This window comes from Nakamurella sp. GG22 (assembly GCF_052976845.2).
This window is the reverse complement of the sequence record NZ_JBRIIO020000016.1, coordinates 1-24,762: the sequence shown is the minus strand read 5'-3', so window position 1 is coordinate 24,762 and position 24,762 is coordinate 1. Positions and strand designations below refer to the sequence as shown.

The window sequence follows — 24,762 nt, the reverse complement described above, 5'->3', positions numbered from 1 at the left end:
CATACTCCCTCACCACCGGTCGGGCCCGGGGGCCGCGGGCGGCGAAGCTGCCGCGATCCCGGACACAACGTCGAGGTCCGCGACGAGACAAGAGGCCTGCAACGTCGCATCGGCCACCACACCGGCGAGGCCGCTGCCGGCCACCGACGCGCCGACGACGGCGAGCCCGAGCGGGCGGGCCGCGGTTCTGAGGGCGTGAACGGCCTCGGCGTGACCGGGGCGCGGCGCCGGCAGCGCGGACGTCCAGCGGACCACCGCGGAGTCGACCAGTGCCGACCCGGCGAGCGGCACACCGAGCAACTCTGCCGCGTCCGCCAACGCGATCGCCGGCAGGGCATCCTCGTCGGGCAGCGTCCCGCCGCGGCCGTAGGAGAGCCGCAGCACATGACGTCCCGGGCCGACGGCGTCCGCCAGCCAGGGCCACTTCGCCGTTGCGTGGGTGAGCGCCTTCGCCTGGACACCTCGGGCGTGCGCCGAGACCAGCACCCCGGTACCCCGGGGTGCGGTGTCGAGCCGCGGATCGTCGACGACCAAGGTGCAGATCAATACCGGGGTGATGGGTGCGTCCAGGACCGGGAGGGCAACGCGCGCAACCGATGTGCTGGCGAGCAGTGCGGCGGCGGTCGGCGCCGGCACGGCCAGGACGACGGCGCCCGCCGTGAGGTCCCTGTCGCCGGTCAGCCGCACCCGCCACCCCTCGTCGGTCTGCGACAGGCCAGTGACGCCGGTGCCGGTGCGCACCTCGCCACCGGCGGCCAGCACGGCTCGGACGAGGGCCGGAACCAGGGTGTGCAAACCGCCGGTCAGCGTTGCCACGGCCGATCCGGCCCGCTCGCCGCCGCCGCGCAGCAACCGCACCGCACCGGCCAGGGAGCCCGTCTCCCGCAGGGAGCGATCGAGCATCGGGGCGACCGTCGTCACGTCCAACCGGTCGGGATCGGCGGCATACACGCCGCCGGCGACCGGTTCGACGAGCCGGTCGAGCACCCGTGCGCCCATCCGCGAGCGCACCACCGCTCCGAGCGTCGAGCCGGGCGGCAGGCCGGATCGACCGGGCAGCACGGCGTCGACGAGAGCGCGTGCGGCACCGGCGGCACCGATGACCCGCCGGACGTCACCCGCCCACGGACGACCCGGAATGCCCAGCAACGCCATCGCCGGCAACGGCGCGGACCCGCCGCGGTGCCGAACCCAGGCACCTGCCGGGTTGGGCACGGTGACTCGATCCGCCAGGCCCAGTTCGGTCAACAGGTCGGTGACCGACGGCCTGGCCGTGGCGAACGACTCCGCCCCGGCGTCCAGGGTCAGGCCGCCGACCCGGTGCGCCGACAGCACGCCACCGCAGGTGACGCCGGTTTCGACGACGACCGGCCGGTGACCCGCGCGGGCCACCCCCAAGGCCGTGACGAGCCCGCCGACTCCGCCGCCGATCACCAGGACCGGGACAGCCTCCGGCGTGCCGGCGGCGGTCACCGAGTCGCGTCGGCGGGGTAGCCGTGGATGAAGTCGACCAGCCGGGTGAGCACGTCCGGGTCGGTCTCCGGCGGGACACCGTGGCCGAGGTTCAGCACATGGCCCGGCGCCGCGGCGCCGCGCCGGATCACGTCAGCGGCGGCCGCATGCAGCGCGGTGCTGCCCGCAAACAACAGGGCCGGATCGATGTTGCCCTGCAACGGTGTTCGTCCGCCGAGCCGCTCGTTCGCGGTGTCCAGCGGGACGCGGTGGTCGATTCCCATGACGTCGGCGCCCGCGTCGCGCATCGCGACCAGGAGCTCCCCGGTACCGACCCCGAAGTGGACCCGAGGAATGCCGAGATCGGCCACCCCGGCCAGCACCGCCTGGGAATGCGGAGCGACGTAGCGGAGGTAGTCCGGCAGCGACAGTGCGCCGGCCCACGAGTCGAACAGCTGCACCGCGGACGCGCCGGCCACGGCCTGTGCGCGCAGGAAGGCGTGGGTGATGCCGGCGACCCAGCCGGCCAGTGCGTCCCAGGTCTCGGGGTCGCCGTGCATCAGGGCCTTGGTGCGCAGATGTTCACGGCTGGGACCGCCCTCGACCAGGTAGGACGCCAGGGTGAACGGTGCACCGGCGAATCCGATCAGCGGCGTGCCGCCGAGCGCGCCGACGGTGGCAGCCGCGGCGTCGATGATCGGCCGAAGCGCCGACGGATCCAACTGCGGCAGCGCGCCGACATCGGCCGCGGTGCGGATCGGGTGCGCCACCACCGGGCCGGTCCCGGGAACGATCTCCACGTCGATGCCCGCCAGCTTCAGCGGCACCACGATGTCGCTGAACAGGATCGCTGCGTCCACCCCGTGCCGGCGCACCGGTTGCAGGGTGATCTCGGCGGCGAGGTCCGGCGTCAGGCAGGCCTCGAGCATGCCGGTGCCGCCGCGTGCCTCGCGGTACTCCGGCAGCGATCGTCCCGCCTGCCGCATGAACCACACCGGCCTGGTCGTCGGTCGCTCGCCGCGGTACGCCGCAAGCAGCGCAGAACCGGTTGTCCGGCCGTCCCGGAGTGGGTGGCTGTCCGGCAAGCCGGCACCGGTGTGCGGGGCGGCTGTCACCGAGGTCGGGTCGGTGGGGGCGGTGGAGGAAATGGCAGTCATGATGCGTCCATGGTGTCACCCGACGTCGCCGGGTCGCTTCGGGCAGCTCAGGAGGCGGGAAGCGACCCAGCTCACGTCGGTGTATCTCCGCAGGTCAGGGGATTTTCGGCGGCCGAGGTTAGGCTGCCCTTCTTAACGCTGTCAGCCTCCGCACCCATATCATTGACCCATGCTCATGGTTCTCGGCGCCAGCCATCACGACCTGGGGCTGACGCAACTGGACCGGCTCACCAGCGGCTCGGATGTTCTCAGCCGGGCCCTGGTGTCCCGGGTGCACCACGAGGATTCACCGGTCGACGGCGTCGTCGTCGTGTCGACGTGCAACCGGCTCGAGATCTACCTCGACGCGGTCCGCTTCCACGACGCCATCGACGAGGTGACCGCCGCGGTCTCGCAGGTATCGGGGATCCCCGCCGACGAGGTCAGCGGACTGCTGAAGGTTCGGGTCGGCGCGCCCGTTGTGGCGCACCTGTTCACCGTGGCATCCGGATTGGACTCGATGGTCGTCGGCGAGGCCGAAATCGGCGGCCAGATCGCCAGGGCCCTGCGTGAGTCGCAGATCGCCGGGACAGCGTCACCGGCCATCAACCTGCTGTTCCAGTCCGCCGCCCGCACCGCCAAGCAGGTCGCCACGGACACCGGGGTCGGCGCCGCCGGTCGATCCATCGCCTCCGTGGCCCTGGATCTCGCCGGCCAGACGGTTGCGCTGGTCGGGGCGTCCGCCCTGGTCGTCGGCACCGGCGCCTACGCGCGGGTGGTCGCCGCGGAACTACGGTCCCGCGGCTGCAGCAACCTGTTCGTGTTCTCGCCGAGCGGCCGGGCGAGCGGGTTCGCCGACCGGCACGGCGCGGTCCCCATCGAGGCCGGCGAACTTGCCGTTGCGACGGCCGAAGCTGACCTTGTCGTCACCTGCAGCGGCACCTCGGCCGACACGTTGACCGAAGAGGTCCTGACCAGTGCGGTGGCACGGCGCGACAAGCCGCTGCCGGTGATCGATCTCGCTCTGCACTCCGACGTCTCCGCGTCGGCGCGGGCAGTTCCCGGCATCCGGGTGATCGACCTGCACACCGTCTCCGAGCAGGTCGATCCCTCCCATGTCACTGCCGTCAGCGACGCGCAGGACATCGTCATCGCCGCAGTGGCGGCCTTCGAGGACCGGATGGCGGTCCGCCGCCTCGATCCGGCGATTGTCGCGCTCCGCCAGCATGTCTCGGTCGCGGTGAAGAAGGAGATGACCCGGCTGCGCGCGAAGTACCCGGCCGAGGTGGCCGCCGACGTCGAACTGGCTCTGCACAGGGTCACCCAGTCGCTGCTGCACACCCCGACGATGCGAGCCGGCGAACTGGCACGGACCGGCGACGGCGCCGACTACCTGCAGGCCCTGCACACCCTGTTCGGCATCGACCTGACCGACCAGGCCGGCACCCACGCCGGCTCGCTGCGGCTGAGCAGCTGACCGCTGAACCGGTCAGGGTTCAGCCACCGGCCACCGCGGGAATGATCGAGAGTGTCGTCCCCGGTGCGACATCGGTCTGCAACCCGTCACCGAACCGGACATCCTCGTCATCGACGTACACGTTGACGAAGCGACGGATCTGGCCGGCCTCGTCCAGCACCCGGGCACGGATGCCCGGGTGCTCGCTCTCCAGCCTGGTGATGAGATCGCCGACGCTGCAACCCGTACCGGCGTCGACGGTCACGGTGGACGCACCGCCGGTGTAGGCACGCAGGATCGTCGGCACCCGCACCGTCACCGGCGGCGCCGTGGACGCCGGTTGCCCGGCGGCGCTCATGCCAGCCCGGCCTGCTCGAAGGCGGCCAGCGTCGGTGCGATGGTCGCGGTCGGCCCGACCGAGCCGGCAATGGCGTCAAGGGTTTTCAGGCCGTCACCGGTGTTAAAGACCACGGTCTCGGCGTCCGGGTCGAGCTGCCCGGTGGCGAGCAGCTTGCGCAGCACCGCGATCGTCACCCCGCCGGCGGTCTCGGCGAAGATTCCCTCGGTCCGGGCCAGCAGCTTGATGGCGTCGATCACCTCGTCGTCGCTGACGTCCTCGACGGCGCCGCCGGTCCGCCGGGTGACGTCGAGAACGTACGGGCCGTCCGCGGGGTTGCCGATCGCCAGTGACTTGGCGATGGTGTCGGGCCGCACCGGCTTCACGGTGTCCTCGCCGGCCTTGAACGCCGCCGAGACGGGGGAGCAGCCGGTCGCCTGCGCTCCGAACACCTTGTAGGGCGTGGCTTCCACCAGCCCGAGCTCGGCCAGCTCGGTGAACCCCTTGTCCACCTTGACCAGCTGGGCGCCGGACGCGATCGGGATGACGACCTGCTGCGGCAGCCGCCAGCCCAGCTGTTCGGCGACCTCGTAGCCGAGGGTCTTGGAGCCCTCGGCGTAGTAGGGCCGGACGTTGACGTTGACGAACGCCCAGTCCTCCTGCTCGGCGGCGATCTGCCCGGCCAACCGGTTGATGTCGTCGTAGTTGCCTTCGACGGCGACCAGGGTGCCGCCGTACGCGGCGGTGGTGAGGATCTTCTGCTGCTCGAGGTTGCTGGGAACCAGTACCACCGAACGGATCCCGGCCCTGGCGGCGGCGGCGGCGACCGCGTTCGCGAGGTTGCCGGTCGACGGGCAGGCCAGCACGGAGAAGCCCAGCTGCTGGGCGGCGGCCAGCGCGACGGCCACCACCCGGTCCTTGAACGAGTGGGTGGGATTGCCCGAGTCGTCCTTCACCCACAGCGTCTTCATGCCGAGCTCGCGGGCGAGGTTGTCGGCCCTGATCAGCTTGGTGGAACCCGGATTCATGTTCCGGGTGGCGGCGACGTCCGCTGGAACGGGCAGCAGCGGCGCGTACCGCCAGATGTTGTCCGGCCCGGACTCGATCGCGGCTTTCAGTGCGGCGCCGGACAGCGTGAATTCGTAGGCCACCTCGAGCGGCCCGAAACACTCGGTACAGGCGTAGTACGGGCCGAGATCGATGCGGTGCCCGCACTCCCGACAGGAGAGTGCGACTGCGGGACCCAGGTCGAGACCGGGCGAGCCGGTGCCGGGCGCGGCGGTGCCGCCGGTGGGCGCAGGTGTGGACAGGACAGTAGTCATGGCGAGGCCTTTCTCTCATCTTCCCCGCTGCTGCGGGACGGATGTGGCACCTACTGTCGATCGGCCTCGCTCAGGCTGATGCCGTCACGAGATGGTGATCATCGACAGTGGTTGCCGGGGCTTCGTCGGGCCGTATCCCTCTGCCCCTCTGGATGAGTGGGTGATGAAGTTGTCCGGTGATGGTAGCGCACCGCAGCGCTGCCTCCGAGCCGCTCCGGCTCGGCATTCGGGGGTCAACCGGCGATGGACACCGGGGTCACTCGGCGATGGACACCGGGGTCACTCGGCGATGGACACCGTCGAGATGGTGACCGGCTGGACCGGTGCGGTGGCATTCCCCGAGCCGGTGATGCCCTGCGCCGCAATGCCCGTGATGACGTCGAGTCCCTCGGTGATGGTGCCGAACACGGTGTAATCGGGCGGCAGGGTGGAGTCGGCGTAGACCAGGAAGAACTGCGATCCGTTGGTATCCGGACCAGCATTGGCCATCGCGACAGTGCCTGCGGGATAGGTCATGTCGGCCGTCGTCTCGTCGGCGAACCGGTAACCGGGACCTCCGCCGCCGGTGCCCGACGGGTCGCCGCACTGCAGCACCGACAGCGACGGCGACGCCGTCAGTCGGTGGCACGGGGTGTCGTCGAAGTAGCCGCTCTGCGCGAGGTGCACGAAGCTGCCGACCGTGCACGGCGCGGTCGCCCTGTCCAGGTCCACGACCACCGGCCCGCCGGTCAACTCGATGGTCGCCGTCGCCGTGCCCGTCGCCGATTCGATCGCGGGCGGCGGCTCGACCTGCCTGGCCGCTGCCCGTTCACCCGGCAGGTAGTCGCAGGCCACGCTGCCGGCCGGCGGCGACTGCTGTGCGGCGGGGGATGCGGCGGGGGATGCGGTGGAGGCGCATCCAGCCAGGAGGAGGACCGTCGCGGCGACGACGGCCGCGACCGCCGTTCGAGCCGCGCTGCGGTGGTCGGTGGAGCGACGGGACGGACGGGCGGGGGCGACGGATGGCACGGGCGTCCTTCGGTGTGGCGGCAGAAGTTCAGCTGCGGTGAGCGGGATCCGGCGGCCGGGAACTGCGGCAGCCGCGGGAATTGGCAGCCTACCGACGGCGGCTGAGTGGGCGGTGGACGCGCGGACCGCGGTGTCGGGGTGGCCTGGCACGATGAGCGCATGACGGCCGGCAAAGACAGCAGTCGTGCCGAACCACCGGCGCTGACGCTCATCACGGGCGACGAGATGCTGCTCGTCGACCGTGCGATCTGGCGGGCCACCGCGGCCGCGCGGCGGGTCGAGCCCGGGGCCGAGCGCCGTGACGCAGTCGGAGCCGGTCTGGCGGCGGGAGAGTTCTGGGATCTGGTGGCGCCGAGCCTGTTCGCGGAGCCGCGGGTGGTCGTGATCCGCGGGGCGCAGGAAGCTGCGAAGGACCTGGCCACCGCGCTGATCGGGTACTGCGCGGATCCCGTCGAGGGAGTGACGCTGCTGGTGCACCATGCCGGCGGTGCGCGGAACAAGCCGATCGCCGATGCGCTGACCAAGGCCGGCGCCGCGGTGGTGGTCTGCAACAAGATCACCCGGCTCGCCGAGCGCATCGACTTCGTCCGTTCCGAGATCCGCAAGGCGGGTGGGACCACGACCCCGGATGCCGTTGCGGCGCTGGTCGACGCGGTCGGTGCTGACCTGCGGGAACTCGCGTCGGCGGCCAGTCAGATGGTGGCCGACACCGGCGGGATGGTCGACGAGACCGCGGTCCACCGGTATCACCGGGGCAGGGCCGAGGTGACCGGCTTCACCGTTGCCGACTCGGTGATGGCGGGCGACCTGCCGGCTTCCCTCGAATCCCTGCGCTGGGCAACGGGTGTCGGGGTGGCACCGGTCCTGATCGCCGATGCGTTGGCCGATGGGGTGCGGACGATCGCCAGGGTGTCCGGTGCCCGCGGCGGGAACTCCTACGCGCTGGCATCGCAGCTGGGTATGCCGCCGTGGAAGGTCGACAAAGCCCGGACGGCGGGACGCGGCTGGACGTCGGACGGCCTGGTGGCCGGAATGGCGGTGGTGGCGCAGCTCAACGCCGACGTCAAGGGCGCCGCGGTCGATCCGGAGTACGCCCTGGAGCGGGCGGTGCTCGACCTCGTTGCTGCGCGCAAGCGCCGCTGACGGCCGATCAGCAGCAGCTGGAAGTCGGCGAATTACCACCGCAGGTGACGCCAAAAAGCCGCCCGGCGGTTGACCGGACGGCGTTGGTGGCGCTGGTACTGCTCGGTGACGCGGGCGCTGCGGTCAGCACCCGGCGGTCAGAGCTGGTTGACCAGCTGGGCGAGCGCGGACTTGCGGTTCGCGGCCTGGTTGGCGTGGATGACGCCCTTGGACGCTGCCTTGTCGAGGCTGCGCGAGGCAACCGCGAGCTCGGTCTGCGCGGCGGCCTTGTCGCCGGAACTGGCTGCTGCACGCACGCGGCGGACGGCCGTCTTCAGCGCAGACTTGACCGACTTGTTGCGCAGGCGCGCAGCCTCGTTGGTACGAATGCGCTTGATCTGGGACTTGATATTGGCCACGCCGGATTGCCTTCATTTCGTCGGGGGAATGATGCACATGATGCGTGCGCCACTGCGGCGCACACGACCTTCGAGGTTACCAGCTGCACACAGTCGCGCCCAAATCCGCTGCTGCCCGCTGACGGACCTAGCCCTGGTCAGCCGCAGGTGAAGGCCGACGGATCGGGGGAGCCGCCCGAGTCGAGCGCCTCGACGACCCAGGACACAACGCCCGGATCCGCTCGCAGTCCGAGGTGATCCAGCCGGGAGCCGGGGCACCGGTCCTGCACGATCAGCGACGTGACCCGATCCGCCGGGCCGACGGGCGCCTGCGCGGACACCGGCGTGACGATCATGTCGAGGTTGCTGGAGATCACCGCGTAGCGGACGTCGCCATCCAGATCGCCGCCCGCGTCCAGTTCCTTCAGCAGCGCCGATCCGGCCGCCTGATCGGCGCCCGCCGGGCAGAGCGCCGGCGGCAGTGCGGTGAGCAGCGGCGACGTGCTGCCGTGGAAGGTCGGGGCGATGAGCACCGCGACGGCAACCCGCGGTGCGAGCCCTTCGAGACGCAGCGCGGTGCGCAGCACCAGTCCGCCTTGTGAATAGCCGATGACGTCGACCTGGTCGGCGCCTGTCGTCTCCAGGACCCGGTCGATGAAGGCGGTCACCGTCTTCGCGGAGCTGCGGACCGAACGGGTGCCGCCCATCCCGTAGTCGAGTGTGAAGACGCAGCGCCCCGTTGCCTGGAGCGCGGGCGCGAGCACGCTGAAATCGCCCTGTGCGGTGGCCAGTGTTCCGTGCAGCAGGACCACCGGGCGGTGCTCGGAGCTGCACGTCGGATCGTTCACTCCGGACAGGCCCACGTCCGCAAACGGTACGGGTGCGCCGGCGGGGGAGGTGACGAGCGACGGTGCGGACGGGGCCAATGGCGCGGGGCTTGACGGCACCGTGCTCGATTGCACAGTGGCCGACGTCGGCGGGCTTGACGGCGCGGCCGACGGAGCGCCGGACGTCGAACATCCGGCGGCGGTGAGCAGCAGCACCATCAGCGCCCCGACCGCCCGCGTCATCCGGGTGGTGACGGCGCGGCGGCCAGGATTGGTCAGCCTGTCCCCCTCACGCTATCCGCCGCGCGCACTGCACCATGGGCACATGCACCTTCTCCGAGTCCTGTCCGGCACCGAGATCAGCGTTCCGAAGGTGCGGCTGTTCCTGATCGCTCTCCTCGCGGGCTCCGGGGTCATGCACTTCGTCCGTCCGGGGCCGTTCGTGGCCATCGTCCCCAAGGCGCTCCCGCGTCCCGCCGAGCTGGTCGCGATCAGCGGTGTCGCTGAGCTCGCCTGCGCGGCGCTGCTCGCCCATCCCGCCACCCGGCGATGGGGCGGGCCGGTCACTGCGGCGCTGTTCGTCGCCGTCTTCCCGGCCAACATCTCGATGACGGTTCGATCGCGGCGGCGACCGCTCTGGTACCGGGCTGTGCTGTTCGCCCGGTTGCCGTTGCAGGTGCCGCTGGTGCTGTGGGCGTTGCGGGTGGGCCGGTCGGCCGCGACCTGAGCCGTCCGCCGACCGACACCAAACACGCCGACGCAGTCAGCCCGCCGACCAACCTCCCCCGTAGCCGCCGGGCATCGTGCGGTGCACGAACGCAGCCGGGGCGATGCCGGGCACCGGGCCGTCGGGGCCACCGAACCACTCCGCCCCTTCCGGGCCGTCCGGGCCTGCTGGACCCGCGCCATCGTTCCCGGGCTCACCGCCCGCGCCGAGCAGGGACCTGCTCAGCGCCTGCGTCTCCGAGACGAAGTCCTGCAGAACCGCCGCGAGCACACCGTCGTCGACGACAGGTGGGTCCACCGACGGATCCGCGTCCAGCGCGCGAAGGACCGCCCGGCGCATCAATTCCTTGATCGCCGACGCGGTCGCGCCCTCGGTGGCCGCGACCAACGGCTCGACGTCGGCGGTCACGGCGGCACCACCCCGGTAGAGCTCGGCCAGTTGCCGTCGGCCGTCGGCGTCCGGCCGCGGTATCTCGACCGCGAGGTCGATCCGGCCGGGCCGCTGGACGAGAGCCTCCTCCAGCATGGTGGCCCGGTTGGTGGTCAGCACGAACGTCACGTCGGCGTCTGCGGCGACCCCGTCCATCGCGTCCAGGAGGCTGAACAGCACCGGGTTCCCCATCGGCGAGAACGACCGGTCCTGCGCGATCAGGTCGACGTCCTCGACCACCACCACACTGGGCGCCAGCCGGCGGGCCAGGGCCGCGGCCTGGTCGATGAACATCAGGCCGTTGCCGGTGAGGACGATGACCGTGCTGTCCGCGAGACGCCCCATCAAGTAGCGAACGGTGTGGGTCTTCCCGGTGCCGGGCGGGCCGTGCAGCAGGACGCCGCGCTTGAGATGGATGCCGAGCTGCAGCAGCCGCTCCGCACGCTCGGCCGGTCCGGAGACGTGCTTCTCGATCGTCGGCAGCACGTTGGGCGGGAGGATGACGTCCGACGCCGCAACCGAGGGCCGGGGCAGGAAACTGACCATCTGGTTGCCCTGATGCTCGTTGACGGTGAACGACAGCACCTGCCCGCGCAGGATGTCGTGCTCCGCGACCAATTCCTGCAGGCGGGTGAGGAGGCCGGATGCGACGCCGCGGTCTGCGGCCATCAACTCGACCGACATCTGCGGCGGGCCTGCCATCTGCGTCTCTCGCATCACGATCACCACAGGGTGGCCCGCGACGTCGATGGTGCGCACCAGCCCACTGGACACGACGTCCTGGGTGTCCGTCGGGCTGATCGGCAGCAAGAGGTAATCGGCGGTGGTCAACCGCTCCGCCGGGTCCATCTGCAGCAGGGACGGCAGATCGTTGTGCATCCGCATGGGGCCGCCCGGCAGCCCGATCCACTCCGCATCGGGGGTGACCGCGGCCAGGTGAGCGGCCACTCCCCGATGCAGAGACACGTGTTCCCACGGCGCCCAGTAATGGCTGACGATGGTGGCTTGCCGGGCGTCCACCCCTAAGTGCTCGGACAGCGCGGACACCAGTGGCGACGGCGCGCCGCCGGTCACCTCCGTGCGCGCGGTGTCGATCAGGTCGGCCAGCGCCCTGGCCATCGAGAGGACCTGTGCGCGGTCCAGTCCCGTGGAGTCGGGCTGCTCCGCCGTCATCGCCCGGCCACCTGACCGGTGCGCGTCGCCTCGTCGTAGGTGTAGACCCCGCGCCCGGCGATGAAGACCCGCAGCGCCCGCTGCATCACGTCCAGCGGATCACCGCTCCACAACACCACGTCGGCGTCCTTCCCCACGGCCAGCGAGCCGAGTCGGGTGTCGAGGCCCATCACCCGTGCCGGGTTAATCGTCAGCGAGCGGAGCGCCGTTTCCGGGTCCAGTCCCTCCTTGACCGCGTGCGTCGCCTGGTGGACCAGGAAGTGGATGGGCACGACGGGGTGGTCGGTGATGATCGAGATCTCCACCCCGGCGGCGGCCAGCCTGCCCGGGTTGGCCATCGACCGCTGCCGCAGTTCGACCTTCGAGCGCGAGGTGAACAACGGCCCGATCAGCACCGGAATGTTCTTCTGCGCCAGCACATCTGCGATCAGATGAGCCTCGGTGCCATGGTCGATGACGAGCCGGTAGCCGAACTCGTCGGCGATCCGCACGGCCGTGGCGATGTCGTCCGCCCGGTGGCAGTGCTGCCGCCACGGGATGGTGCCGCGCAGGACCGCGGCCAGGGCCTCCGACGTCAGGTTGCGCCCGGGCGGCGGCTTGCCGGGTTCGGCGTGATCGTGTTTGTCGAGGTAGTTCTGCGCGTCCACGAACGCCGCCCTGATCACCGCCGCCGTGCCCAGTCGCGTCGACGGGTTCTGCTTCTTCTCGCTGTACACCCGCTTCGGGTTCTCGCCGAGGGCGGACTTCAGCCCGGACGGTGAGCGGAGCACCATCTCGTCGACCGTCCGGCCGTGGGTGTGGATCGCGACGGTGAGCCCGCCGATCGGGTTGCCGGACCCGGGGTTGACGTTGACCGCGGTCACCCCGCCGCTGAGCGCGTCGTCGAAGCCCATCTCGGTGGGGTTGATCGCGTCCAGGGCGCGGACCGCCGCGGTGACCGGATCGGTCAGTTCGTTGGTGTCGTTACCGGCCCACCCCTCGCCCTCCTCGTGCACACCGAGGTGGGTGTGTGCGTCGAGGAATCCGGGCAGCAGCCACTTCCCATCGGCCTCGATGACGGTGGCGTCAGCCGGGATCGTGACGTCCTTGCCCATGGCGGCGATACGGCCGCCGTGCAGCAGCACCGTGCCGTCGAACGGCGTGCCGTCGATGGGTACGACGTGCGCCCCCGTGATGGCGATCACCGTGTGGGTGGACAGAGTGCCGGCGGACGGGGAATTGGTCGGGTACGAGGTTCGGGCGTCAGACATGCGCCAACTGTGCCAGCCACCACACGCCGGTCCCGGCCAGGGTTCGCCGCCGCCGGGCGATCAGATGTCAGTCCCGATCAGCGCGGGATCGGCCGCGACACCGAGATCCGTCGCGGCCGCGGCCAGTTTCTTGTCGTGCGTCCACAGGGTGGCGTCGGGCGTCAGCTTCGTCGCCGCGAGAAGCTGAACGTCGACATAGCCGATCCCCCGACCCATCAGCCGGAATCGATCGACGAGCACGAGAACCTCAGTCGGCGACGCGACCGTGCAGGTCGGCAACCGGGTGAGCAGACCGAGGATCTCGTCACGCCTGTCGAGCCGACCCAGCGCAAGCTCGCCGACCACCCAGGGGTGGCACAGCACCGCACCGGCCTCGAGGAGACGCGCCAGGCCGGGATCGCCGCGCCGGAGGTGGTCGACCCAGACGGAGGTGTCGACGAGGATCACGTTGTATCGGAGCGCCGCCGAGGGGTCTCCGTGATGTTCTGCTCGCTGCCCCCGAGTCGAGCGAGCCGGCGAGCGCTTTCCCGCTCGATCAGCGCACGTAGTGCTTCGCGCACCAGGGCTGTCTTCTCCGTGGTGCCGGTCAGTCGCTGCGCGTCGGCCAGAAGGTCGTCATCCAGGGACAGGGTTGTTCGCATGGTCGCGTCTCCGCATCACGATGGGCATCAGTTGATGACTCTACTCGTGCATCGAGTCGGCGTTCCGCCGTGCCGCCGGGTGGGTAGCAACACCGGTGCGGCCTCGATGGGCGCTCCCGCGTGGGACGATGAGGGGACCGCTCGATCTGCCAAGAAAGACTCCTGTGACCTCTGGAAGCCTCGCCTCGCGTGCACACCGCACGTTCACCCCGCCGGAGCTGATCCGGAACTTCTGCATCATCGCGCACATCGACCACGGCAAATCGACCCTGGCCGACCGCATGCTGCAGCTGACCGGGGTGGTCGAAGGCCGCGACATGCGCGCCCAGTACCTCGACCGGATGGACATCGAGCGCGAGCGCGGGATCACCATCAAGTCGCAGGCCGTGCGGCTGCCGTGGGCTGCCCCGGGCGTCGACGGTGTGCGCACGGATCACGTGCTGAACCTCATCGACACCCCCGGGCACGTCGACTTCACCTACGAGGTGTCCCGGTCGCTCGCTGCCTGCGAGGGTGCCGTGCTGCTGGTCGATGCCGCCCAGGGCATCGAGGCGCAGACCCTGGCGAACCTGTACCTGGCGCTGGAGAACGACCTGCACGTCATCCCGGTGCTGAACAAGATCGACCTGCCCGCTGCGCAGCCCGAGCGGTACGCGGAGGAGATCGCGCACATCGTCGGCGGCTCGCCGGAGGACGTGCTCCGGGTGTCCGGCAAGACCGGGGCCGGCGTCAAGGAGCTGCTCGACAAGGTTGTCGCGGAGATCCCGCACCCGGTGGGCGACCCGACGGCTGCGGCGCGGGCGATGATCTTCGACTCGGTGTACGACATCTACCGCGGCGTGATCACCTACATCCGGGTCATCGACGGCAAGATCACCCCGCGCGAGCGGATCCAGATGATGTCCACCCGGGCAACCCACGAGTTGCTCGAGGTCGGCGTCATCTCGCCCGAGCCAATCCCCACCGTCGGACTCGGTGTCGGAGAGGTCGGGTACCTGATCACCGGGGTGAAGGACGTCCGGCAGTCCAAGGTCGGCGACACCATCACGTCGGCGTCGAAGGGCGCCACCGTTCCGCTCGGCGGCTACCGCGAGCCGCGACCGATGGTCTACTCCGGGCTGTATCCGCTGGACGGGTCCGAGTACCCGCTGCTGCGTGACGCCCTGGACAAGCTGCGGTTGAACGACGCCGCCCTGACCTACGAACCGGAGACCTCCGCCGCGCTCGGTTTCGGTTACCGCTGCGGCTATCTCGGGCTGCTGCACCTGGAGATCACCCGGGATCGGCTGGAACGGGAGTTCGGCCTCGACCTGATCTCCACCGCGCCGAACGTCGTCTACAACATCGTGATGGAGGACGGCACCGAGCACGTCGTCACCAACCCGTCTGATTGGCCGGCGGGCAAGATCTCCACCATCAGCGAACCCATCGTGAAATGCACGATCATCACCCCGAGCGAGTACATCGGGGCGATCATGGAACTGTGCCAGTCCCGGCGAGGCACTCTGGGCGGCATGGACTATCTGTCCGAAACCCGGGTGGAGCTCCGCTACACGCTGCCGCTGGGTGAGATCATCTTCGACTTCTTCGACGCGCTGAAGTCGCGCACCCGTGGCTACGCGTCGCTGGACTACGAGGAGACCGGCATGCAGCCGGCCGACCTGGTGAAGGTCGACATCCTGCTGCAGGGCGAACCCGTCGACGCGTTCTCGGCCATCGTGCACCGCGACTCCGCTTACGGCTACGGGGTCTCCATGACGGCGAAGCTTCGCGAGCTGATCCCGCGGCAGCAGTTCGAGGTGCCGATCCAGGCCGCCGTCGGTTCCAGGGTGATCGCCCGGGAGACGATCCGCGCGATGCGCAAGGACGTCCTAGCCAAGTGCTACGGCGGCGACATCACCCGTAAGCGCAAGTTGCTGGAGAAGCAGAAAGAGGGCAAGAAGCGGATGAAGATGGTCGGCCGGGTCGAGGTGCCCCAGGAGGCCTTCATCGCCGCGCTGTCCAGCGAACCGGCAGGATCGGCGGGCGGCCGCGAGAAGAAGTAGCGGCCGCCGTCAGGTGCTTGCCTCGCGCTTCAGTCGCCGTCAGGTCGGCGCACCGGAATCCGCAGGTGCGTCACCCGCTCGCTCGGGATGCAGACGTCCGGGTCGGCCAGCGGGACGTCCTCGATCGACAGCCCGGGGAAAAACGGCCGGCCGCCGCCCATGACGACCGGCACCAGGTCGATCGCCACCACGTCGAGCAGGTCGAGTTCGAGGCATTGCGCGGCAATCGTCCCAGCGGCGACCGCGACTGTTCTGGGTCCCGCGATCTGCTGCGCCCGGGCGACGGCCGCAGCGACGCCGTCGGTGACGAACTCGAAGGGCGCGTCAGGGTGCTCCCGCACCCACTCTGACGGCACACTGTGGGTCACCACCACGACCGGCGCATCCATCGTGTGCCGCCCACCCCATCCGTCGGTGACGTCGAAAAGTGTTCGGCCGCAGACGATCGCACCCAGCCCTGCCGTCCATTCCCGCCAGTAGGCGGCGCTGGCCGGGGTGAGGTGAAAGGTGATGGCGGGGGTCGCGGTCGGGACCTCCAGTTCTCCCACCTGGTACCAGTCGAACAACCGACCGATGGTGTTGTCGGCCTTGGCGATGTAGCCGTCGAGTGACATCGACGCCTGCGCGACCACTGTTCCCATGGTGTCCTCCTGGGCCTTGTCGGCACCCTTGCGAGCCGATCGGCCCGCTCCTGTTCCGACCCCGGCGTGCCGCTCGAATCATCGGCCGCTCCCGTTGCTCTTGTCGCGACGCGCTGCTCGACCCGGGTGCGGGTTGCTCGTGCTGCAGCTCGAGCGGGGGACAGGCAAGGAAGTGAGGGCACAGGAAGCGGCCGAGCGATCCGACCGAGGAGGGGGGCTTAGCCCTACCCGGTTCGGCGTGCTGGGCGGCGGGTGCCGGCCCGTCCGGGCGGACAGCATGGGGACATGACGACAGCATTCGCCTGGCCCTACGACCAGCACCCTGCGGCGGCACCCGCCCCCTCCGACGCTGCTCGGCCGGCCGTCGCGCAGGGCGTTGGGCTCCGCTCACCCCGCTCGTGGGCCGAACTGGTCTACGTGGTGATCGATCTCGTTCCGTCGATCCTGTTCTTGGTGCTGCCGGTGACACTGCTCGCGGTCGGGCTCGGCCTGGCGGTCATCTACGTCGGCGTTCCGCTGCTGGCGTTGGGCCTGCTCGTCGCCAGGTTCGGCGGAATGGTGCAGCGCACCATGGCCCTCGCCCTGCTCGGCCTCCCGAGCGCCGCGCCCGGGTGGCGGGAGCCGCGCCGGCCCGGGCCGATCAGTGCGCTGACCGCCGTGCTGCGGGACGGCGTCGGGTGGCGGGCGGTGGGCTATTTCGTGATCAAGCTGGCGCTCGCGCCGGTCACCTTCGCGGTCGCTGTCGCGTTCTACGCCGCGGGTCTCGGGGCGCTGACTTACCCGGTCTGGCACGGCTACCTGCCGGAGCAGGCGGCGTCCGACGGCTCGCTGCACCGCGGAATGCAGTGGTGGCCCGACTTCTTCGTGGACGGCTGGGCGAGCATGGCGGTGCTGGCGCTGATCGGGGCGGGGATTCTGTGGTGCGCGCCGCGGGTGGTCGGTTTTCTCACCACGATCGATCGCATGCTCATCGCAGCACTGTTGTAGACGAGCACTGCTGTAGAGACGAGCACTGTTGTAGAGACGAGCACTGCTGTCCGCGCAGGATCGGGATCGCTGAGGCGCCCGGATGGCAGGATCGCGTCATGGCCGAGCCCGCGTTGTCCGACGCCCACGCCGCAGTGCTGGACCGCACGCCGTTGCCGGCCGGATCCGTGATCGACACCGGGCCGGTGGACTACGTTCTCGACGGCACCGCACTGCAGGGTTACTTCGCTGCTGACGTCACCAGCCCGCTGCTTCGACCGGGTGTGCTGGTGGTTCACGACTGGGGCGGGATCGGCGAATACGTCCGGGTCCGCGCCCAGATGCTGGCACGGCTGGGGTACGTGGCGCTGGCAGCCGACATCTACGGCGCCGACGTCCGACCCAGCCCGGCGGAGGCCCCCGTCGTGGCCGGCGGCTACTACCGGGATCCTGCGTTGACCAGGGCTCGGGTGGCGGCAGGATTGGAGCAACTACGGGCGCACCCGCTGGTCGACCCACGACGGATAGCCGTGATCGGCTACTGCTTCGGCGGCTGGGTCGCGCTGGAACTGGCCCGCAGCGGTGCCGACCTGACCGGTGTCGTGACCTTCCACGCCGCGCTCAGCGCGTCCGACCCAGCGGACGCGGCCACCATCTCGGGCAAGGTGCTGGTGCTCTCCGGCGCCTCGGATCCCGTGGTGCCGGACGAGCAGATCCTCGCGTTCGAGAACGAGATGCGGGCCGCCGGCGTCGACTGGCAGTTGGTCCGGTACGGCGGCGCACTGCACGCCTTCACCCAGCCGGAGGTCAACATGCCCGAGCACGGAGCCGCCTACCAACCCGCCGCCGAACGCCGGTCGTGGACGGCGATGCGCGACTTCTTCGACGAGATGTTCGGCTGACCGGCGCCAGCAGCCACCCTGGTGCACGGTCAGGCGGGCACCGTCAGGACGAGTTTGCCCGGTGTGCCGCTCTCCAGCAGGTCCAACGCCACCTTGCCCTCTCGCAGCGAGAAGGTGCGGTCGACGACCGGCCGCACCCCGGTGGCATCACAGAACGCGATGAGCCGGCGGAATTCGTCGAGAGTGCCCATGGTGGAACCGATCACGGAGATCTGCAGGAAGAATAGCCGCTGCAGGTCGGCGGACGGGTCGGCCCCGGCCGTTGCTCCGCAGCAGACGATCACCCCGCCGGGCCGGACGGCCCGCATGGAGTGCGACCAGGTGGATTTGCCGACCGATTCGAAGACGCCGTCGACCCGTTCCGGCAGCCTGGCACCCTGCTCGAAGACCTGGTGCGCACCGAGGTCCGCGGCGCGCGAGCGGCCTTCCTCGGAGCGGGAGGTGACCCAGACCCGCATCCCGATCGCCCGGCCCAGCTGGATCAGTGCGGTGGAGACGCCGCCGCTGGCGCCCTGGACGAGGATGGTCGACCCGGCCGGCAACCCGCTGCGGGTGACCAGCATCCGGTACGCCGTCAGGTAGGTGGTGCCCAGCGCGGCCGCCTGTTCGTGCGACAGCGTGTCGGGCATCGGCAGCACATTGCGGCGGGGGACCGTCACGTATTCGGCGAACGTCCCCTGGTACTTCTCGGTCAGCAGGGTGCGGCCCGGGTCCATGGTCTCGTCGCCGGAAAACCCTGGCGTGCCGATGATCGGGTACAGCACGACGTTCCGGCCGTCCTCGGTGACGCCCGCGCCGTCGCAGCCCAGGATCATCGGGAATTGGTCAGGCTTGATGCCGACACCGCGCAAGGTCCACAGATCGTGCCGGTTCAGTGAGGCGGCGCGGACCCGGACCCGCTCCCATCCGTCGGGCACGTCTGGGTCGGGTCGTTCGCCGACCTGCGCCCCTTCGAGGGGGTCGTCGGGATGGGGTTCGGAGGCGTACACGGCCAGCATGAGCGACACGCTAGACCGAGCCGTTCGACCGGCGCTTCTCGACTGCCACCCCGGCCGGCTCGGCGGCCGGCAGCTCCCGTAGCGGCACTCCCGTATCGGTGGCCTCAGACCTGCGGCTGGACGAGCACGGCGACGCTCCGCGCCGGAACCGTCACCGTCCCGCCGGGTCCGTCGATCGCGACCCCGTCGCGCAGCACCGGGTCCGACCCGCCGGCCTGGACAGGGCTGAGCCGCAGCAGTTCCGCCGCGCCGACCCGGACGGGCTGGGGAGCCGGCGACGCGTTGAAGATCACCACGACCCGGTCGAGGGCGGGATCGACGTCCGGTCCGAGCGTGTCGTCGATGACCATGAGGATGACGCCCGGAGTCTGTGCAGGCCCGCCGGTGGGGAACGAGACCTTCTGCCCGATCAGCTCCGCGGAGCCGAGCCGGAACAGCGGTGTCGAGAAGCGCAGCGCGAGCAGCTCCCTGGCGGCGGCCGCGGCGGCGGCCATGTCTGCCGGGGACGGTGGGTCGACGGCGGCGAGCAACGGCCGCTGGTAGTCCCACTTCGAGCCGTTCTCGGCCCACGGTGGCAGTCCGGAGCCGAACGTGTTCCGCTGCCCGGTCCAGTCGACCCGGTTGAACCAGTCACCGGAGTTGAAACTGTTGCGGTCCAGCGACTTCGACCGCAACAGGTCGGTCCCGGCGTGCCAGAGCATCGGCCCCTGGCCCAGCGCCGTCGTCGCCAGGCACACCGTGTTCATCCGAACCCGGTCGGCCATCGAGGTGCTCACCGGAAGCTTGAGAAGCAGTGCGTCGAAGAGGGTTTCGTTGTCATGCGCGTCGACATAGGTCATCACGTCCGACGGCTCCGCCGCATACCCGCCGGGCGAACCGTTGTAGTCGACCTGCGCCCCGGTCACCGTGGCGCCGGTCGCGTCGACAAACGGGTAGCCGGCGAGGTTCCCGGTCAACCCCACCTTGATCAGGTCCTGGTCGTGCAGCAGCCGGGCCCGCTGTACGGCCGCCGATCCGTTGGCGGAGGAGTCATTCGGGTCGGTGGCCAACCCGGTGCCGAACCCCTGCACCCGCGGGTCGTCGTCGGACGGCCCGCCGCCCCGGACGGCGTCCCGCAGCCGGTCGGAGAAGGTGGCGATGCCGGTGCCGGACATGTTCGCCTGGGTGGCCTGCTCGAACCTGGCGTTGTCGGCGACCTCGCCGAAGTTCCAGCCCTCGCCGTACAGGATGATCCGGCTGCCGTCGACGCCGTCCCGGTCCGGCGTCAGTGCATCCAGCGCGGCGCGCACGTCGAGCATGTTCCGCTTGCTGTGGTGGCCCATCAGGTCGAAACGGAAACCGTCCACCTTGTAGTGCCGCGCCCAGCTGAGCACCGAATCCGTCATCAGCTTCCCCATCATCGCGTGCTCGGTCGCGGTGTTGGCGCAGCAAGTTGACGTCTCCTGTGCGCCGGTGGCCGAGAGTCGGTGGTAGTAGCCGGGAACGACCCGGTCCAGCACGGACTTCGGGTCCTGGCCGGACGCGGCCGTGTGGTTGTAGACGACGTCCATCACCACCCGCAGGCCGATGCCGTTCAGCGCCGCGACCATCCTGCGGAACTCCACGGTGCGCCCGGCGCCTTCGGGATTCGTCGCGTACGACCCTTCGGGCGCGGAGTAGTGCAGCGGGTCGTACCCCCAGTTGAACCCGTCGGTGTCGGCGACCGCGGCGACACAGACCTGCTGCTGGTCGCTGTCGGGTGGCAGGGACGGCAGGTCACAGTCGGGGGTCCGCTGCGCGGACCGGTCCTCCTCGATGGTGGCGATATCGAAGACCGGCAGCAGGTGAACGGTGTTCAGGCCCGCATCGACAAGCCGCACAAGGTGTCTCATCCCGGGGGTGTCCGGTTCGGTGAAGGCCAGGTAGCTCCCGCGGACCGTATCGGGAAGCGACGCGTCACCGATGGAGAAGTCCCGGACGTGCAGTTCGTAGATCGCCGAATCCACCGGATGACCCAGCACGGGTTTGACCAGGGCCGTCCAACCCTCCGGCATCAGCAATGGTGACGCCAGGTCCGCGATCACCGACGCGGTCGAGTTCGTGGTCAGCGCCACGCTGTAGGGGTCCGTGACGACGTTGCGTTCCACCGTGCCGGTCGCCGGCACGTACACCTCGACGGCGTACCGATACCTGGCCCCGTCCCAGTCCGGACCGCCCTGCACCGCCCACACACCGTCCTGATCGCGGCTCATCGCCACCGCGGACTCGACGGACGCCCCGGCGGCACGGATCAGCAGCGTGACGCACTTCGCGGTTGGCGCCCAGACCGACAGAACCGGGAGACCGGACTCCCATCGCAGCCCGAGCTCCCGCTGCACCGCGCCGGCGTAGAGATCGTCCAGCACGGCAGGTACCTGGACCCCCGTCGCATCGACGAACCCGCCGGATTCGTCGTATCCGGCCACGACCAACTGGCCGGTGAGAATTCCCGAGACCTGCTCGCGGCTGAGATCCTCCGCCGGGCGCAGCGCAAGGGAGCCGGCGAGATGCGGCCAGGCACTGCTCACGTCGGCCGGCAAGCCAAGAGGATCGACCGTCAACGGAATCCACGACCCGCCGGTGATTCTGGCCCCGTCGAAGGACAACCCACCCTGCCCGGCATGGTGCAGCCCGAATGTCGTCGCGCGGGTGCCGTCGAGCACTGACGGATCCACGGCCAGCAGCCCGCGGAGCAGCCAGTGCGCACTGCTCGGCACCTGCCGGAGCGGGCCGTTCGGGAGCGGCGGACGTGCGGCGGCGGGTCCGGTGTTCATCGGCATCCTCCAGCGCAGCGGGGCGATCCGGCTGATCCTCTCCCGGCCGGCCCGAGTTTTCCGAAGCTGGAGTGCCGGCGCCCCGGGGCCGATAGCCTGGCGAGGTGATCTGGCAAACCGTCCTCGACGTCATCGACGCCGTCGAGTCCTGGGTTGCCGGGCAGTCGTACTGGATCCAGGTCATCCTGCTGCTCGGCGTCCTCGGGCCGCTGTGCTACTTCCTGGCGGGCTTCATCGACCGGATGGTCGAGGCGGTGCTGGCCTGGCACAGCCGCCGGGACCAGCCCCCCGGATCCCCGGTCGACACCACCGTCAGCACGAACGTCGGCGCACCGGTCGGCACCGCTGCTCATTCCCCCAGGGCCGACCGGTGAGCCGCCGCCCGCTGCCGGTCTTGACCCGGCGCTGGATGACGATCGCCCTGGTTGCGATGATCATCGTGGCGCTGCTGGTCGCGGTCAGCCGCTGACCCAGCCGGGCAGCCGCTTCTCGGCGAAGGACAGCGCCCCCTCGCGGGCCTCCTCGGTGATGAACTGCGCCGCCGACACCTCCAGCAGCCGTGCGTACCTGGCGTCGGAATCGTCGTGGTGGGCACCCAGCAGCGCCTTGGTGCCGGACAGTGCGGTCGGTCCGCCGGCCAGCAGCGCCCGCAGGTAACCGGCCACCGCGGCGTCCAGGTCGTCGCTGACGGCGTTGACCAGACCGATCTCACGCGCCCGCTCCGCACCGAAAACCTTTCCGGTGAGCAGCAACTCGCGCGCGGCGGTGGGGCCGACCCGGTGCAGGACGGGAACCGTGATGACCGCCGGGATCAGCCCGATGCGCACCTCGGAGAAGGCGAACGTCACCGACGGTGCGGCGACCACGATGTCGGCGGCGGCCACGATGCCGATGCCGCCGGCCCTGGCCGGACCGGCCACCCGCGCCAGCACCGGCTTCGGGCAGCGGGCGATCCGCTGCAGGATCGCCGGGAGTTCCCGGACGCCCTGCCGGCCCGGTGCGGCGTGCGCCTCCTCCTTCAAGTCCATCCCCGCGCAGAACACCGGCCCCCGGTGGGTGAGCACGATGACCCGGACGGCGGCGTCAGACGCGGCGACATCCAGCGCACCGATCAACTGCTCACGGACCGCGGCCGACAACGCGTTGCGGTTGGTGGGCGAATCGAGCGTGATGGTGGCCACGGCGTCGCTCACCTCCAGCCGCACCAGCGCCGCTGCGGCAGCTCCGGCAGCGGGGGTGCGGTCCGGCGCTTCGGTCATCGGGTCCTCCGGGCGGGTTCAGAATGAAAGGGTGCCGTCCACCCTGCCCGAAGGCGACCCCGTTCCGCCGGACGGGTCGCTGCCCGACCAGGCCTACGCGGGGATGGCCGACCGCAGCTTGTCCTTTTATCTGCACGTGCCGTTCTGCGCGACCCGTTGCGGGTATTGCGACTTCAACACCTACACCGCGGGCGAACTGGGCTCAGCGGCGTCGCCGGAGTCCTGGCTCGGCGCGGCCCTGACGGAGATCGACCTGGCCGCCAAGGTGCTCACCGCACAGGGCACCCACCGGCCGGTCTCGACGGTCTTCGTCGGCGGCGGAACTCCATCGCTGGTCGGCGCGGGACCGCTGCGCACCCTGCTGGCCGCCATCGACGACCGCATCGGACTCGCTCCGGACGCGGAGGTGACCACCGAAGCCAACCCCGAATCGACCGATCCGGCGCTGCTGTCGGCGCTCCGGACGGCCGGTTACACGCGGCTCTCGTTGGGCATGCAGTCGTCCTCGGCGCGGGTGCTGCAGATCCTCGATCGGACCCACACCACCGGACGGGCGCTGGACGTCGTCGGTTGGGCCCGCGCCGCCGGCTTCGACCATGTCAACCTGGACCTGATTTACGGCACCCCGGGCGAGACCGACCAGGAGTTCGCCGACTCGCTGGCGGCCGCTGTCGGCAGCGGCGTCGACCACGTGTCGACGTACTCGCTGATCGTCGAGCCCGGGACTCGGATGGCCCGGCAGGTCCGGTCCGGTGTCCTGCCGATGCCGGACGAGGACGTCCTCGCCGACCGGTACCTGCAGGCCGAGGAGGCGCTGACCGCCGCCGGGCTCGGCTGGTACGAGGTGTCGAACTGGGCGGCGGACGAGGCCGCCCGCTGCCGGCACAACCTCGCCTACTGGACCGGGGATGACTGGTGGGGGATCGGGCCGGGAGCGCATTCGCACGTCGGGGGCGTGCGGTGGTGGAACGTCAAGCACCCCGCCGCCTACGCGGCCGCCTCATCAGCTGGCCGCAGCCCCGGGCTCGCCCGCGAGGTGCTGGGCCCGGATGACCGCCGGCTGGAGGACATCCTGCTCCGGCTGCGGCTGATCGACGGCGTCGCCGTCGGGTCCCTGTCGGCCGCCGGTCGGGAGGCCGCTCGCGCGGCCGCCGGCGACGGTCTGCTCGACGCAGCGCAATTGGCCGGTGGTCGGGCGATCCTGACGCTGCGCGGGCGCCTGCTGGCTGACGGCTTGGCGCTGCAGTTGGCGGAGTAGACGCTGCTCTCGGCGCAAAGAACTGTCGGGTCAGGAGACGGGGCGGTGGATCAGCGCCGAGCTGCGGGCTGCCGCCCGGGCGGGCGACCGGGCTGCACGTTCGGGTGGGCGGCCAGATCGGCCGAACCGCCGGCCAGCACAGCGTCGTAGTTGTAGATGCGAACGTGGATGACGGTTCGCTGCTGCAGCGCGGCTCGGAGTGCGCGGTGCAGCCCGTCCTCGAGGTAGATCTGCCCCTGCCACAGCACGGCGTGCCCGAACAGGTCGCCGTAGAAGGTGGAGTCCTCGTCGAGGAGCGCGTCGAGCCGGAGTTCCCGCTTGGTGGTGACGAGTTCGTCCATCCGGATCTGCCGCGGCGGGATGCGGGCCCAATCACGCATCGACAGGCCGTGGTCCGGGTAAGGCCGCCCGTCTCGCACGTCCTTGAAGATCATTTTCGGACCCTTCGTCGCATCTGCCGGTGTCAGGGTATCGGTCGGCGGCCCTCCGGCGACGGTTGGCACCGCTGCACAGTTGGAGCTGCATCGTCGGAGCGGTGTTGTCCGCGCGGTGTTGTCCACGTGGTGTTGTGGGATCGATTCGTGCTCGATGAACCGGGCGCTTAATAGCTTAATCACCGACTG

General features: G+C 70.4%; 24 protein-coding genes and 1 riboswitch. Of the genes, 8 read left to right on the top strand and 16 right to left on the bottom strand.

The genetic code is table 11. The features are described from left to right. Window positions 1–9 precede the first annotated feature (9 nt). Together ACVBEQ_RS16500 and hemE are read right to left on the bottom strand one after the other, a co-directional pair. Entirely contained in the window at window positions 10–1,473 is a 1,464-nt protein-coding gene (locus ACVBEQ_RS16500) for a protoporphyrinogen/coproporphyrinogen oxidase (protein ID WP_447154397.1), read from the bottom strand. Beyond that, a complete protein-coding gene (hemE, locus tag ACVBEQ_RS16495) occupies window positions 1,470–2,609 on the bottom strand; it encodes a uroporphyrinogen decarboxylase (protein ID WP_447154396.1) in 1,140 nt (379 codons plus the stop codon). Before hemE ends, ACVBEQ_RS16500 begins: the two co-directional genes overlap by 4 nt. A 169-nt stretch (window positions 2,610–2,778) precedes the next feature. Between hemE and ACVBEQ_RS16490 the strand changes: the two genes are divergently transcribed. Next, window positions 2,779–4,065: a glutamyl-tRNA reductase gene (locus ACVBEQ_RS16490; RefSeq protein ID WP_447154395.1), complete on the top strand. Its 1,287-nt coding sequence runs from the start codon at window positions 2,779–2,781 to the stop codon at window positions 4,063–4,065. Window positions 4,066–4,084: 19 nt separating this feature from the next. Here ACVBEQ_RS16490 and ACVBEQ_RS16485 read toward each other — a convergent pair whose 3' ends face one another. The 3 genes from ACVBEQ_RS16485 to ACVBEQ_RS16475 all read right to left on the bottom strand — a co-directional run bounded on the left by ACVBEQ_RS16485 (window position 4,085) and on the right by ACVBEQ_RS16475 (window position 6,711). Beyond that, on the bottom strand, window positions 4,085–4,402 hold the full coding sequence (locus ACVBEQ_RS16485) for a ubiquitin-like small modifier protein 1 (protein WP_447154394.1): 318 nt from the start codon (window positions 4,400–4,402) through the stop codon (window positions 4,085–4,087). After that, window positions 4,399–5,703 (bottom strand): threonine synthase, encoded by a 1,305-nt coding sequence (gene thrC, locus ACVBEQ_RS16480; protein ID WP_447154393.1) that lies wholly within the window; start codon window positions 5,701–5,703, stop codon window positions 4,399–4,401. Before thrC ends, ACVBEQ_RS16485 begins: the two co-directional genes overlap by 4 nt. A 12-nt stretch (window positions 5,704–5,715) precedes the next feature. Then, a riboswitch (SAM riboswitch) is annotated at window positions 5,716–5,862 on the bottom strand. Window positions 5,863–5,982: 120 nt separating this feature from the next. After that, the gene (locus ACVBEQ_RS16475; RefSeq protein WP_447154392.1) at window positions 5,983–6,711 is read right to left on the bottom strand and encodes a peptidylprolyl isomerase; all 729 of its coding nucleotides are present in this window, start codon (window positions 6,709–6,711) and stop codon (window positions 5,983–5,985) included. Between the two features lie 159 nt (window positions 6,712–6,870). Here ACVBEQ_RS16475 and holA point away from each other — a divergent pair, with 159 nt between their 5' ends. Beyond that, entirely contained in the window at window positions 6,871–7,854 is a 984-nt protein-coding gene (holA, locus tag ACVBEQ_RS16470) for a DNA polymerase III subunit delta (protein ID WP_447154391.1), read from the top strand. Between the two features lie 137 nt (window positions 7,855–7,991). On the opposite strand, the gene rpsT is transcribed toward holA, so the two are convergent. Next, entirely contained in the window at window positions 7,992–8,252 is a 261-nt protein-coding gene (rpsT, locus tag ACVBEQ_RS16465; RefSeq protein ID WP_447154390.1) for a 30S ribosomal protein S20, read from the bottom strand. Window positions 8,253–8,389: 137 nt separating this feature from the next. Next, window positions 8,390–9,094, bottom strand: a complete 705-nt coding sequence (locus ACVBEQ_RS16460; protein ID WP_447154389.1) for an esterase/lipase family protein — start codon at window positions 9,092–9,094, stop codon at window positions 8,390–8,392. 34 nt (window positions 9,095–9,128) lie between these two features. Between ACVBEQ_RS16460 and ACVBEQ_RS16455 the strand changes: the two genes are divergently transcribed. After that, window positions 9,129–9,785 (top strand): DoxX family protein, encoded by a 657-nt coding sequence (locus ACVBEQ_RS16455; RefSeq protein WP_447154388.1) that lies wholly within the window; start codon window positions 9,129–9,131, stop codon window positions 9,783–9,785. A 36-nt stretch (window positions 9,786–9,821) separates the two neighbouring features. Here the strand turns inward: ACVBEQ_RS16455 and ACVBEQ_RS16450 are convergent, their stop codons facing one another. From ACVBEQ_RS16450 to ACVBEQ_RS16435, 4 genes are read right to left on the bottom strand one after another with little or no spacing between them, the layout of a single operon-like run. After that, window positions 9,822–11,387 carry an AAA family ATPase gene (locus ACVBEQ_RS16450; protein ID WP_447154387.1) on the bottom strand — a complete coding sequence of 522 codons (1,566 nt, stop codon included), beginning with the start codon at window positions 11,385–11,387 and terminating at the stop codon, window positions 9,822–9,824. Further along, window positions 11,384–12,637, bottom strand: coding sequence for an amidohydrolase (locus ACVBEQ_RS16445; RefSeq protein ID WP_447154386.1), 1,254 nt, complete (start codon window positions 12,635–12,637; stop codon window positions 11,384–11,386). The genes ACVBEQ_RS16450 and ACVBEQ_RS16445 overlap by 4 nt, the downstream gene beginning before the upstream one ends. Before the next feature lie 60 nt (window positions 12,638–12,697). Then, on the bottom strand, window positions 12,698–13,084 hold the full coding sequence (locus ACVBEQ_RS16440) for a type II toxin-antitoxin system VapC family toxin (RefSeq protein WP_447154385.1): 387 nt from the start codon (window positions 13,082–13,084) through the stop codon (window positions 12,698–12,700). Beyond that, the gene (locus ACVBEQ_RS16435) at window positions 13,081–13,278 is read right to left on the bottom strand and encodes a type II toxin-antitoxin system VapB family antitoxin (RefSeq protein WP_447154384.1); all 198 of its coding nucleotides are present in this window, start codon (window positions 13,276–13,278) and stop codon (window positions 13,081–13,083) included. The genes ACVBEQ_RS16440 and ACVBEQ_RS16435 overlap by 4 nt, the downstream gene beginning before the upstream one ends. A gap of 128 nt (window positions 13,279–13,406) precedes the next feature. Between ACVBEQ_RS16435 and lepA the strand changes: the two genes are divergently transcribed. Next, window positions 13,407–15,323 (top strand): translation elongation factor 4, encoded by a 1,917-nt coding sequence (gene lepA, locus ACVBEQ_RS16430; protein ID WP_447154383.1) that lies wholly within the window; start codon window positions 13,407–13,409, stop codon window positions 15,321–15,323. Window positions 15,324–15,352: 29 nt separating this feature from the next. Here the strand turns inward: lepA and ACVBEQ_RS16425 are convergent, their stop codons facing one another. Next, window positions 15,353–15,964 (bottom strand): dihydrofolate reductase family protein, encoded by a 612-nt coding sequence (locus ACVBEQ_RS16425; RefSeq protein WP_447154382.1) that lies wholly within the window; start codon window positions 15,962–15,964, stop codon window positions 15,353–15,355. Between the two features lie 285 nt (window positions 15,965–16,249). On the opposite strand from ACVBEQ_RS16425, the gene ACVBEQ_RS16420 reads away from it, so the two are divergent. Together ACVBEQ_RS16420 and ACVBEQ_RS16415 are read left to right on the top strand one after the other, a co-directional pair. Further along, window positions 16,250–16,951, top strand: coding sequence for a sensor domain-containing protein (locus tag ACVBEQ_RS16420; RefSeq protein WP_447154381.1), 702 nt, complete (start codon window positions 16,250–16,252; stop codon window positions 16,949–16,951). Between the two features lie 98 nt (window positions 16,952–17,049). Next, window positions 17,050–17,832, top strand: a complete 783-nt coding sequence (locus ACVBEQ_RS16415) for a dienelactone hydrolase family protein (RefSeq protein WP_447154380.1) — start codon at window positions 17,050–17,052, stop codon at window positions 17,830–17,832. 29 nt (window positions 17,833–17,861) lie between these two features. On the opposite strand, the gene ACVBEQ_RS16410 is transcribed toward ACVBEQ_RS16415, so the two are convergent. Together ACVBEQ_RS16410 and pulA are read right to left on the bottom strand one after the other, a co-directional pair. Further along, on the bottom strand, window positions 17,862–18,830 hold the full coding sequence (locus ACVBEQ_RS16410; protein ID WP_447154379.1) for a zinc-binding dehydrogenase: 969 nt from the start codon (window positions 18,828–18,830) through the stop codon (window positions 17,862–17,864). 104 nt (window positions 18,831–18,934) lie between these two features. Beyond that, window positions 18,935–21,622 (bottom strand): pullulanase-type alpha-1,6-glucosidase, encoded by a 2,688-nt coding sequence (gene pulA / locus ACVBEQ_RS16405; RefSeq protein ID WP_447154378.1) that lies wholly within the window; start codon window positions 21,620–21,622, stop codon window positions 18,935–18,937. Window positions 21,623–21,726: 104 nt separating this feature from the next. On the opposite strand from pulA, the gene ACVBEQ_RS16400 reads away from it, so the two are divergent. Further along, on the top strand, window positions 21,727–21,996 hold the full coding sequence (locus ACVBEQ_RS16400; protein WP_447154377.1) for a hypothetical protein: 270 nt from the start codon (window positions 21,727–21,729) through the stop codon (window positions 21,994–21,996). 84 nt (window positions 21,997–22,080) lie between these two features. Here the strand turns inward: ACVBEQ_RS16400 and ACVBEQ_RS16395 are convergent, their stop codons facing one another. Then, on the bottom strand, window positions 22,081–22,881 hold the full coding sequence (locus ACVBEQ_RS16395; protein ID WP_447154376.1) for an enoyl-CoA hydratase-related protein: 801 nt from the start codon (window positions 22,879–22,881) through the stop codon (window positions 22,081–22,083). Window positions 22,882–22,912: 31 nt separating this feature from the next. Here ACVBEQ_RS16395 and hemW point away from each other — a divergent pair, with 31 nt between their 5' ends. Next, a complete protein-coding gene (gene hemW, locus ACVBEQ_RS16390) occupies window positions 22,913–24,139 on the top strand; it encodes a radical SAM family heme chaperone HemW (RefSeq protein ID WP_447154375.1) in 1,227 nt (408 codons plus the stop codon). Window positions 24,140–24,189: 50 nt separating this feature from the next. On the opposite strand, the gene ACVBEQ_RS16385 is transcribed toward hemW, so the two are convergent. Next, complete coding sequence (locus ACVBEQ_RS16385; protein ID WP_447154374.1) at window positions 24,190–24,573, bottom strand: type II toxin-antitoxin system VapB family antitoxin; 384 nt, start codon at window positions 24,571–24,573, stop codon at window positions 24,190–24,192. Window positions 24,574–24,762 lie beyond the last annotated feature (189 nt).